General features: G+C 65.1%; 9 protein-coding genes. 3 read left to right on the top strand and 6 right to left on the bottom strand.

The features are described 5' to 3' along the window. The first annotated feature begins 77 nt into the window (after positions 1-77). Positions 78-1271, top strand: a complete 1194-nt coding sequence (locus DFR34_RS02080) for a multidrug effflux MFS transporter (RefSeq protein ID WP_110389513.1) — start codon at positions 78-80, stop codon at positions 1269-1271. A 123-nt stretch (positions 1272-1394) separates the two neighbouring features. On the opposite strand, the gene DFR34_RS02085 is transcribed toward DFR34_RS02080, so the two are convergent. The 6 genes from DFR34_RS02085 to DFR34_RS02110 form a co-directional block, all read right to left on the bottom strand. Continuing rightward, entirely contained in the window at positions 1395-3053 is a 1659-nt protein-coding gene (locus DFR34_RS02085) for a fatty acid--CoA ligase (RefSeq protein WP_110389514.1), read from the bottom strand. A gap of 69 nt (positions 3054-3122) precedes the next feature. After that, positions 3123-4283 (bottom strand): porin, encoded by a 1161-nt coding sequence (locus DFR34_RS02090; protein ID WP_158281716.1) that lies wholly within the window; start codon positions 4281-4283, stop codon positions 3123-3125. A 431-nt stretch (positions 4284-4714) separates the two neighbouring features. Beyond that, on the bottom strand, positions 4715-6928 hold the full coding sequence (locus DFR34_RS02095; RefSeq protein WP_110389516.1) for a tetratricopeptide repeat protein: 2214 nt from the start codon (positions 6926-6928) through the stop codon (positions 4715-4717). Positions 6929-7052: 124 nt separating this feature from the next. Beyond that, complete coding sequence (locus DFR34_RS02100) at positions 7053-8450, bottom strand: sigma-54 interaction domain-containing protein (protein WP_110389517.1); 1398 nt, start codon at positions 8448-8450, stop codon at positions 7053-7055. 205 nt (positions 8451-8655) lie between these two features. After that, positions 8656-9111 (bottom strand): GNAT family N-acetyltransferase, encoded by a 456-nt coding sequence (locus tag DFR34_RS02105; RefSeq protein WP_245906790.1) that lies wholly within the window; start codon positions 9109-9111, stop codon positions 8656-8658. A gap of 3 nt (positions 9112-9114) precedes the next feature. After that, positions 9115-9534, bottom strand: a complete 420-nt coding sequence (locus DFR34_RS02110; protein WP_245906791.1) for a MaoC family dehydratase — start codon at positions 9532-9534, stop codon at positions 9115-9117. 229 nt (positions 9535-9763) lie between these two features. Here DFR34_RS02110 and DFR34_RS02115 point away from each other — a divergent pair, with 229 nt between their 5' ends. Continuing rightward, entirely contained in the window at positions 9764-10513 is a 750-nt protein-coding gene (locus DFR34_RS02115) for an electron transfer flavoprotein subunit beta/FixA family protein (RefSeq protein WP_110389519.1), read from the top strand. A 4-nt stretch (positions 10514-10517) separates the two neighbouring features. Further along, complete coding sequence (locus DFR34_RS02120; protein WP_110389520.1) at positions 10518-11456, top strand: electron transfer flavoprotein subunit alpha/FixB family protein; 939 nt, start codon at positions 10518-10520, stop codon at positions 11454-11456. Positions 11457-11590 lie beyond the last annotated feature (134 nt).

Here is an 11590-nt window from a genome sequence, read left to right on the forward strand (position 1 = left end):
CGATGCCGCTTGCGCCATCGGGGGTTTTGCTTTTGTGGCGGCCGCTGACCGCCGCCCCTCACCCGAGACCCCACTCCATGACCGCCGCCCCGCAACGCAGTCACTTTGCCCTGGCGCTGATGCTGGCCGCCCTGGCCACCCTCGGGCCGTTTTCCATCGACACCTTTTTGCCGGCCATGCCCACCATCGCCCGCGCGCTGGGCGCCTCGCCGGTGGCCATGCAACAGGCGCTGACCGTCTATCTGTTTTGCTACGGCCTGATGATGCTGTGGCACGGCGGGATTTCTGACGCGCTGGGGCGCAAGCCGGTGATTGTCGCCTCCACCCTGGTGTTTACCCTGGCCTCGCTGGGCTGCGCGCTGGCGCAAACCCTGCCGCAGCTCTTGCTGTTTCGCGCCCTGCAAGGCCTATCCGGCGGCGCCGGCTTGATTGTTGGCCGCGCGGTGATCCGCGACACCCTGGACGGCCCGGCCGCGCAAAAGCTGATGTCGCACGTCACCATGCTGTTTTCCCTGTCGCCGGCCATCGCCCCGGTGATTGGCGGCTGGCTGTTTGGCGCGTTTGGCTGGCACTCGATTTTTATCTTCATGGCGCTGATCGGCGCCGCGCTCACCCTGGCCGCCTGGCTGTTTCTGCACGAAAGCCACCCCAGCCACGCCCGCCAGCCGCTGCAAGCGCACGCCCTGCTGGCCAATTACCGCCTGGTGGCCGGCCAGCGCGAATTCCGCCTGCTCGCCGTGGCGGTGGCGTGCAATTTCAGCGGGTTTTTTCTGTACATCCCCTCCGCCCCGGTGTTCCTGATGCGCCATCTGGGGCTGAACGAACAGCAATTCATCTACCTGTTTGGCCCGGCGGTGTGCGGCATCATGCTGGGCGCGTTTCTCTCCGGCCGCCTGGCCGGCCGCCGCAGCCCGCGCGAAATCGTCTCGCTGGGCTACAGCCTGATGGCCATCGCCGCCGTCAGCAACCTGCTGTACAACCTGTGGCTGCCGCCCGCCCTGCCCTGGAGCGTGCTGCCGCTGGCCTGCTACACCGTTGGCATGTCGCTGGTCGCCCCCACCGTCACCCTCTTCCTGATGGACTGCTTCCCCAGTCTGCGCGGCGCCACCTCCTCACTGCAAGGCTTCACCCAGACACTGTTCTCCAGCCTGGTGGCCGGGGTGATCTCGCCCCTGCTGTGGGATTCCCCGCTTACCCTGGCGCTGGGCATGTGCGGGTTTCTGGCGTGCGGGTATGGGTTGCTGTGGCGGGTGCGGCGGGGGCGGGCGTGAACCTGTAGACAGGCAAAAAAACACCCCCGCTGTCGCGGGGGTGCAGGCCATGCGGAAGCGCCCGCTCCAACATGGGGGTAAGCCGGCCGACGGGGACGGCGGGCCGGCAACCCAAGGAGGCTGTTAGCCCTGGCTTTGCTGAACAAACTGCTCGCGCAGCGCGCGTTTGTTCAGCTTGCCCACGCTGGTGCGCGCCAGCGCATCGACAAAGCGGATGTGCTCGGGCACCGCCCAGCGCGAGATATGGCCTTGCTCGGCAAAGTCGCGCAGATGGGCGCGCAGCTCGTCGGCGCTGGCTTGCTGCTCGGGCTTGAGCACCACCAGCGCCAGCGGGCGTTCGCCCCATTTGGCGTCGGGGATGGCGATCACCGCGCATTCGCTGACCGCCGGGTGGCGGGTGAGCAGGGATTCCAGCTCCAGCGAGGAAATCCACTCGCCGCCGGTTTTGATCACGTCTTTCAGGCGGTCGGTGATTTGCAGCACGCCGCGCTCGTCCATCATGCCGATGTCGTTGGTGTGCAAATAGCCGCCGGCCCACAGCTCGTCCGAGGCGGCCGGGTTGTGCAGATAGCCCTGGGTGAGCCAGGGCGCGCGCGCCACCACTTCGCCGGTGCGGCTGCCGTTGTGCGGCAGGTCGGCCATGTTGTCATCGACAATGCGCAGGTCCACCAGCGGGATGGCCTGGCCGGTTTTGATGCGCAGCGGAATTTGCGCAGCGGCGTCCTGCGTCAGTTGCTCGCGGGTCAGGCGGGACAAGCTCATGATCGGGCAGGTTTCCGACATGCCGTAGCCGACAAACACATCCATGCCGCGCGCCAGCGCAGTGTGCGCCAGCCCTTCGGTGAGCGCCGAGCCGCCGATGACCATTTTCAGGCCGGTCAGATCAATCTCCTTGGCGCGCGGGTGGGTGAGCAGCATGTGCAAAATGGTGGGCACGCACTGCGAGAAGGTGACTTTTTCTTGTGCGATCAGGTTCAGCAGGCTCTCGGGCAGGTAGCGGCCGGGGTAAACCTGCTTGATGCCCAGCAGGGTGGCGATATACGGAATGCCCCAGGCGTGCACATGGAACATCGGCGTAATCGGCATGTACACGTCTTCGCGGTGCAGGCGGCCATGCTCAGGGTTGCTGGCCAGGCCCAGCGCGGCGGACAGGGTGTGCAGCACCAGTTGGCGATGGCTGAAAAACACCCCCTTGGGCAGGCCGGTGGTGCCGGTGGTGTAAAAGGTGGTGGCGCGGGTGTGCTCGTCAAAGTCGGGGAAATCAAACTGCGCCGGGCTGGCGGCCAACAGCGCTTCGTATTCGCCGGCCATGCCCAGCGCGGCGGCGTCCTGCGGCGCGCCGTCGTTGAGCAGGATGACGTGTTCCACCGATTCCAGCTGGGCGCGGATGTCGTTGAACACCGGCAGGAATTCGGCATTCACCAGCAGCACCTTGGGCCGGGCGTGGTTCATGGTGTAGATGATCTGGTCTTCCGACAGGCGCACATTCACATTGAACAGCACGCTGCCCATCATCGGCACGGCAAAATAGCTTTCCAGGTAGCGATGGCTGTCCCAGTCCATCACCGCCACGGTGTCGCCCATGCCCACGCCCAGCGTGGTCAGCGCCTGGGCCAGCCGCTGCACCCGCTGGTAAAAGTCGGCATAGGTGTAGCGAAAGCGGTCGGCGTAGACAATTTCTTGCTGGCTGGCCTGGGTGAGCGTGGTGTGCAGCAGCTGCTTGATCAGCAGCGGATAGCCATAGGCCTGGGCGGCGGCGTGGGCGGCGATGGTGAAGCTCATGTCAATCTCCTCTGGTGTTGTTGGCCGGCGGCGCGCCGCCGGTTTGTTTGTTGTGGGGGTGAATGGCGCTTAGAAAGTGTGGTTCATGCCAATCATCAACGACCGCGGATCCGCCCCCTTGCCGGCGCTCAGGCCCGAAGCGTTCAGGTTGCCGGTGGAGACAAAGTAATAACCCGCGTTGGCGGCGTTATACAGCCGGGCAAACTCGGCGTAGACCATGGTGCGCTTGGAGAGGTTATAGCTGGCAATCATGCTGATGAAGCGCGCGCCGGTGTCGTCGGTGTTGGCGGCGCCCGCCACCGAGCTATTCACCCGGCCAGCGCGGCCCACCGTCATGCCCACATACGCGGCGGGCGACAGCGATTGCCCCAGGTGCATGGCGTAGGCCATGCGCCGCACGCGGCCGCCTTCCGGGTAGCGGGTGGCCAGGTATTCCGCGCCCAGGCCCAGCAGCGTGCCCTGGTCAAAGCGCCAGGCGGTGACCAGCTTGGCGGCGTCGGTGCGCATGCCATCGTAGGCGGCGCCGCTGGTGTTGGTCAGGCTGCCGTTGCTGTCATTGGCGTGCAGATACACCAGATTGGCCACCAACTGGCCTTTTTTGTAGTCGGATTCGATTTGCCAGGCGCTGGGGCTGCCGCTGGCGCCACGGGTTTCGCCGGTGGCGTAGCTCAGGCTGCCCGTCCAGCCGTCCAGATTGGGGGTGTCGTAGCGCAGCACATTCACTGCGCGGCCGCCCATCAGCGCGGCGGTGCCGCGCTTGCTGTTGCCGGGCGTGGGGTTGTAGCCGCCAAAGGTGCCAAACACCGACAGAATCGACCCGGCCAGGCCGGCGTTGATGATGCGGCTCTCCATGCCGGCGATATGCGAAGTCCAGTACATATCGTAGCGCCCGGCAATCGCCCGGCCCCAGCTGCCCTTCAGGCCAACAAAAGAATTGCGGTTGGCAAAGCCGCCGCAGCTGCCCGCACAGTTGTCCGGGTTGATGTCCTGCTCGACCTGCCACACCGCTTTCAGGCCGTCGCCCAGGTCTTCTTCGCCCTTGAAGCCCAGATAGGACAAATTGCTGGTGACCCGCTGCATGGGCAGGATGTCCTGACCATTGCCGGCGCCGCGCGCGGCGACGTGCTCCAGCGAGAGGTTGATCTTGCCGTAAATGGTGGTGTCGGCCAGGGCGCCCAGGCTGGCGCACGCCAGCGCCAGCGCGCTCAGGCGCAGAGTGTGATGAAACATGTGTTTCTCCCTTGTAGTTGTTGTGCCGCACGTCTGTGCACGCGCTCCACACACCCGCCGGTCTGCGCCATTGGGCTGTCGCGTGGGGCGGCAGCCGGGGTGGCTGCCTGCGCTCGCGCGGCGGGCCGGCATTGCAAGAGCGGGGCCAAGCGGGTTAATGGGCTGATCTACAAGGGAAACTCAAAAAAATCAGTGTGTTTTGCCCGCAAAAGCGGGCGATTTGCGCCAGAAACTGTCCACTGAGTTGGAATCTTGGCCGAGGATGGCGCTAACTGATTGTTTTATATTGTGATAAATTGTCTCGTTTTGTAGACGGGTTTGTCTGGGATTCGAGACAATGGCTTGCGCTGGGGTTGGCCACCTGGCTTGCCATCAAAAAACACGCCCCCGACAGCGGCTGTCGGGGGCGTGTTGTGTGCAATGAGCGGCGCTTAGCTGCGCGCCGCCCACATGCCACGCAAGGCCGTCTCCACCTGTTCGGCAAAGCGCTGCGGCTGGCGCAGCGGGCTGCTTTCCATCTCCACCCGCAGGCTCAAACGGGTGCGGTTCAGTTGCGGCAAATCGCTGGCCAGGGTTTTGGCGATGCGTACATAGTCCACCTTGCTGTGGGCAATCCACTGCGGGCAGCCCAGCGTGGTCAGCAGACTGGCGGCCGCGCGCGAGGCCGGCCGGGCGCCGGGCAGGGTGATCACTGGCACGCCCATCCACAGCAGCTCGCACGCCGACAGGCCCACGCTCACCGGAAAGCTATCCAGCGCAATATCAATATCGTGGGCGCGCACCGCCAGCCGGCTGGGGTCGTGCGGCAACAGTTGCAGACGGTGGCCGCCAATGCCGCGCTCGGCAAACTGGGTGCTCAGCGCCACATGCAGCGGGCTGTCGCTGGCATCCAGGCCGGGCAGTTCCAGGCGCAGGCGTGAATCGGCCACCGCATGCAGAACCTGTGCCCACAGGGCAATCACTTCGCCATTCAGTTGCGCGGCCGGCAGGCAAGCGCCAAAGGTCACATGGCCGCGATGCAGCGCCGGTGCGCCGCGCACGGCGTAATCGCTGGATGGGCGCTGTTGCAGCACATGCCACAGTGGTTGGTGGCAATACTGGCCGTCGGCCAGCCGCCACAGCTGTTCGCGGTGCTGCGCCTCGACGCCGGCCGGGTGGGTGGCGGCGTCGGTCAGCCGCCAGTGCATGCGACTGAGCCCGCTGCCGTCGGCATGACCCAGCCAGCCCACTTGCAGCGGAGCGGCCTGACGGGCAAACACTGCCAGCCGATTGCCCGGCTGATGACCGTGCAAATCCACCAGAATGTCGATTTCGTCAGCGATGATCTGCGCCAGCAGGCTGTCGTCGTCCAGCCCGGCTACCTCGCGCCAGCCGGCGCAGGCGGCGCGCAGGCGCTCGGTGATGGCGTCGTGTTGCACGGCATCGTGATAGGCCCAGACTTCCAGCGAGCTGCTGGCCAACGCTTGCCACAGGGGCAACAGCACCTGGGCGTGCGGGTGGTCGCACAGGCCAGGGCCGATAAAGCCCACGCGCAAGGCGTCGTGTGCCTGGCGCGGTGTCGGCGCGGCGGGCTCGGGCCAGTGGGCTTCCAGTGTGGCGCCAGCGCTGAGGTGACGCTCGGCGGCAGCGGCGGCCGACAGCGCCGGTTGCAGCTGGCTCAGACGTAACAGTGCAGATTCTGCCGCCCAGTTGGCGGGCTCCAGGGTCAGCGCCTGCCGCCAGGCCTCGGCGGCTTCATCCAGCCGGCCCAGCCCCTGGCATGCCTCGCCCAGCGCCAGCCAGACTTCCACTTCGTCTCCCTGCTGGCGGCTGGCCTGACGCAGTTTGCGCCAGGCTTCGGTGTAACGCTGTGCGGCCAGCGCGGCCAGCCCCTGCGCCAATGCTTGGGGATCGTGGTCTGTCTCGGCCTCTGCTGGCATCGGTGTGGGCTCAAAGGCGGCGGCTGGCGTCATGGTTTCTGGCTGGTCGGGCATGGCTGCCGATACCTCAGCCCCCTGCTGCTCCGGTACTTCTGCGGTTTCTGTCGCTGTCGGCGCAAGCGGTTCTGCCGGGGTAGGCTCTTGCGCCGGCTCACGGATGTCTGCCGGTTCTGTGGTTTCTGTTGCCGTCGGCGCCAGCGGTTCTGTCGGGGTAGGCTCTTCCACTGGCTCACGGATGTCTGCCGGTTCTGCGGTTTCCGCTGCCGTCGGCGTTTCTTCCTGAGTCGGGGTGTCGGTCTGCGCTGCCGTATCGGTTGACGGAGTGGCTTCGCCTGGCGTGTCTGGTGCGGCGCCGGGCAAAAGCTCCAGTTGGCGGGCGATGGCGTCCACCGGTTCGCCGTCCAGGCCCAATTCGCGGCCTTGTGCCAGCACGGCGCGGGCCAGGTCGAACTGGCCGATGCGCATCAGCGCCTGTAGATAGCTGATCCAGAATTGACCATGCTGAGGGTAGGCTTGCAGCACGCCGCGCAGCAGTTCCAGCGCGGTGTCGTGCTGCTCCACTTGCAGGGCGAGAATGCCCAGGTTGTGCCAGGCGTCGGGGTGGTTGGCTTGTTCGGCCAGAATGGCGCGGTAACCTTGCTCGGCCTCGGCCAGTTCTCCCGCTTGGTGATGGGCGATGGCGGCCTGGAGTTGGGCGGCAAGATCGGGGGCGGTGGGCTCGGACATGACGGCAATCAATCAAGATGGCCCGCTGTGCGGGATGACGCGGGCGCTAGGTAAAACTCCTGATTATTGGTGGCGACAGGGGGCTTGTCCAGCGTTTGCAGCGGAGTTTTCGCCCGGCCTGGCGTCAGCCTTCGTGTCCGCCCAGCCCGTACTGCGCCAGTTTTTTATACAGGGTGGCGCGTGAGACGCCCAATTGGCGGGCGGCGTCCACCACCCGGCCTTGTTGCTCGACCAGCGCGGCCTGAATCATCTGCCGCTCGGTGGCGGCCACCGCGTCGGCCAGGGTGCGCGCAGGCGGCGCGGCCGGGGTGGGGTCGGGCAGAAAGGGGCGCAGCTCGGCGGCGCCCAGGGTGTCGCCGTCGGTCATCGCCACGGCTTGTTCCAGGGTGTTGCGCAATTGCCGCAGATTGCCCGGCCAGCGTTGTTCGCGCAGCAGCGCCAGCGCGGCGGCGTCGATGTCGCGCGGCAGCGAGCCGGTTTTTTCCGCCAGCCGGGCCAGGATGAATTCGCACAGGCTGGGCAGGTCGTCCAGCCGCTGGCGCAGCGGCGGCAGGGTGAGCGGCAGCACGTTCAGCCGATAGTACAAATCTGCCCGAAAACTGCCGTCGGCCACCCGGCGCGGCAGGTCGGCGCTGGTGGCGGCAATCACCCGCAAATCCACCGGACACACCCGATTGCTGCCCAGCGGCTCGACTTCTTTTTCTTGCAGCACGCGCAGCAGCTTGGCTTGCAGGTTCAGCGGCATATCGCCGATTTCATCCAGAAACAGCGTGCCGCCGTCGGCCAGCTGGATTTTGCCCAGACGGCCCTTGCGGTCGGCGCCGGTGTAGGCGCCGGCGGCGGCGCCAAATAATTCGGCTTCCAGCAGGCTATCGGGAATGGCGGCGACATTGATGGCGACAAACGGCTTGCCGGTGCGGGCGGATTCGGCGTGGATGGCGTGCGCCAGCAGCTCTTTGCCGGTGCCGGTTTCGCCCAGCAGCAGCACGGTGCTGTCCTGACGGGCGGCGCGCTTGAGCTGCTGCATGGCGCTGGAGTGGCCCACCATATCGGCCAGGGTGTATTTATTGCTGCGCGCCTGCAACAGCGCGCTTTGCGTGCATTCCAGCTGGCTTTGCAGGCGGGCGAATTTGGCCAGCAGCGGCTTGATGTGTTTGCTGCTTTCATACAACACAAAGCCCAGCGCGCCAATCACCTCGCCGTGCTCGTCCTTGAGCGGCACCCGCGAAATCACAAAGCTGCGCTCGCTGATTGTCCAGATGTCCAGCAGGATGGGGCGGCCGGTTTCGACCACTTCCGGCATTTGCGAATGCGGGGTGAGCTCCAGAATATGCCGGCCCAGCGCGTCTTCCGGGCGGGTCAGGCCCAGGGCTTCCAGATAGGGTTTGCTGATCCACACCACACGGGCGTGACGATCCACCGCCACCGCGCCGTCGCAGTGCTCGATCCATTCGGCCAATTGCTGGGAGATTTCTTTGCGCCAGAAGGTCAGGTGCGCCAGCACATGTTCGGGGTGGTTCATCAGGACGGCTCGCAAACAGATGTTTGCTCGGGATTGTAGCGCGACGGGGCGACGCAGGCGCGCTATTGCACGCGCGCGTCGCACCAGGATGGTGAGTCGCGCACAAAACTCAGCGCAGCGGTCCTGGCGAGGCGCACGACCGTAGACAGTACAAGAAGTACGGCAAGGTCGTGCAACAAGGCCAGGAGAGTTTTGTTTGCGACTCTTACCCGTCGGCCAGCTTACGGGTAAAGTGGAAGGACGAAATCACCATCCCCTTGCGGAAATACAGCCGGTGGGCGTCGGTGCGCCAGGTGCCAGAATCCAGCGCCAGCCACTCGGCGCCGCGCGAGCGGGCCAGCGTTTCGCACCAGTCCAGCAAGGCGCCGCCCACGCCCTGCGAGCGGGTGGCTTGATCGGTCACCAGATCGTCCACATACAGCCGCAGGTTTTCGTAGGTGTTTTCGTACAGGCGATACAAGGCCAGGCCCAGCACGCGCCCGTCGTGCACGGCCACCACCATGCGCGCGCCGCCGGCAAACACCCGTGCCATTTTGGCCGGGTAGTCTTCGGGCAGCATCGGCCGCAGCTGGCGGTGAACCTCGCCAGCTGCCGCCAGCAGCGCCGGCTCGATGATCTGTCCCGCTTCGTCAGTGACCGGGACTACGCGCAGCGCCACCATGACTCAGGCCTTGCTCGGGGCGATCACCACGGCTTCGCCTTCGATCACCACGGTGTCTTTGACTTTACACACGGTGGTCAGGGTGACGCGCTTTTTGGCCGGATCGAGCGCGGCCACGGTGGCGGTGGCGGTCACGGTGTCGCCAATGCGCACCGGGGCCTTGAACTTCAGCGTCTGGCCCAGGTAGATGGCGCCTTCGCCCGGCAGGCGGGTGCCCAACACGGCAGAAATGAAGCCAGCCGAGAGCATGCCGTGGGCGATGCGGCTCTTGAACATCGAGTTTTCGGCATACTCGGCGTTCAGATGCACCGGGTTGTTGTCGCCAGATACGGCAGAAAACAGCAGAATGTCCGCTTCCGTCACGGTTTTGGCGTATTCGGCGCTCTGACCAACGGAGAGATCTTCGAAGTAAACAGTAGGCACGACTGACTCCTCGGTTATGTTGCACTGCAACGTGGAACTTGCCATTCTGAGGTCAGCCGCGCAAAAATGCAATTTGCCTTGCACACTGCCCACTTGCCATCAGCGAGTTTGCAGAGTACATTCAAACAGTCGTTTAAAAATCGGCTGCGCGCGCGCATGCGTGCGTGCGGGCGCCCGTGCAGGGCATGTTTTTAGCCACTCACACTGACACATCTGCAGCTGGAGGAATATGAAAGTCCTAGTCGCCGTGAAACGCGTTGTGGATTACAACGTGAAAGTCCGCGTTAAAGCGGACGGGTCTGACGTTGATGTTGCCAACGTCAAGATGTCGATGAACCCGTTTGACGAAATCGCCGTCGAAGAAGCCGTTCGTCTGAAAGAAGCCGGCAAGGCCACCGAAATCGTCGCCGTCTCCATGGGCGTCAAGCAGTGCGAAGAAACCCTGCGCACCGCGCTGGCCATGGGCGCCGACCGCGCCATTCACGTCGAAACCGACGCTGAATTGCAGCCGCTGGCCGTGGCCAAGCTGCTCAAGCAAGTGGCCGTCAAAGAAGCCCCGCAACTGGTGATTCTGGGCAAGCAGGCCATTGATGACGACGCCAACCAAACCGGCCAGATGACCGCCGCGCTGCTGGGCTGGGCGCAAGGCACGTTTGCCTCCAAGGTTGAATTGGGCGATGGCTCGGTGAACGTCACCCGCGAAGTGGATGGCGGTCTGGAAACCGTCAAGCTCAGCCTGCCGGCCGTGCTGACCACCGACCTGCGCCTGAACGAGCCGCGCTACGTCAAGCTGCCCAACATCATGGCCGCCAAGAAAAAGCCGCTGGACAAAACCAGCCCGGCCGATCTGGGTGTGGACGTGACCCCGCGCCTGAAAACCCTGAAAGTCGCCGAGCCGGCCAAGCGCTCCGCCGGCGTCAAGGTGGCCAACGCAGCCGAGCTGGTGGCCAAACTGAAAAACGAAGCAAAGGTGCTGTAATACTATGGCTATCCTGGTTATCGCCGAACACGACAACAGCCAGATCAAGTCTGGCACTCTGAACACCGTCACCGCCGCGCAAAAGCTGGGCAGCGATGTCCACCTGCTGGTGGCTGGCGCTGGCTGCGCCGCCGCTGCGGACGCCGCCAAGCAGATTGCTGGCGTGAGCAAGGTGCTGCTGGCTGACGCCGCCGCCCTGGCCCACCCGCTGGCCGAGAACCTCACCCCGCTGGTGGTGGATCTGGCCAAGCAATACAGCCATGTGCTGGCCCCGGCCACCACCTTTGGCAAAAACCTGCTGCCGCGCGTGGCTGCCCTGCTGGACGTCGCCCAGATCAGCGAAATCACCGCTGTGGAAAGCGCCGACACCTTTGTGCGCCCGGTGTACGCCGGCAACGTGATGGCCACCGTGCAATCCAGCGACGCCATCAAGGTGATCACCGTTCGCACCACCGCCTTTGAAGCCGCCGCTGTCTCCGGTGGCGCCGCCGCCGTGGAAGCCGTCTCTGGCGCTGCCGACGCTGGCCTGTCCAGCTTTGTCAGCCAGGAACTCACCGTGTCTGACCGCCCGGAACTGGCTGCCGCCAAGATCGTGGTGTCTGGTGGCCGCGCACTGGGTTCGGCTGAGCAATTCAAGGCCGTGATCGAGCCGCTGGCCGACAAACTGGGCGCTGCCGTGGGCGCATCCCGCGCCGCTGTGGACGCCGGCTACGCGCCGAACGACTACCAAGTGGGCCAAACCGGCAAAGTGGTGGCGCCGCAGCTGTACGTGGCCGTGGGCATTTCTGGCGCCATCCAGCACCTGGCCGGCATGAAGGACTCCAAAGTCATCGTCGCCATCAACAAAGACGAAGAAGCCCCGATCTTCCAGGTGGCGGATTACGGCATTGTGGGCGACCTGTTCAGCGTGCTGCCGGAACTGATGACCGAATTGTCCAAGTAAGCAAGACGCGCGGATGGCCCTGGCCACACAGGGCCGGCGCCCAGACGCCGCCAGAAGCGTCGGTCGCCACGCCTGCCCGGACAACCCGGCGGGTGAATCCACACGGCTGTCACCAGAGTAGAGTCAGAGCGCCC

This window comes from Rivihabitans pingtungensis (genome assembly GCF_003201855.1).
GTDB lineage: Bacteria > Pseudomonadota > Gammaproteobacteria > Burkholderiales > Aquaspirillaceae > Rivihabitans > Rivihabitans pingtungensis.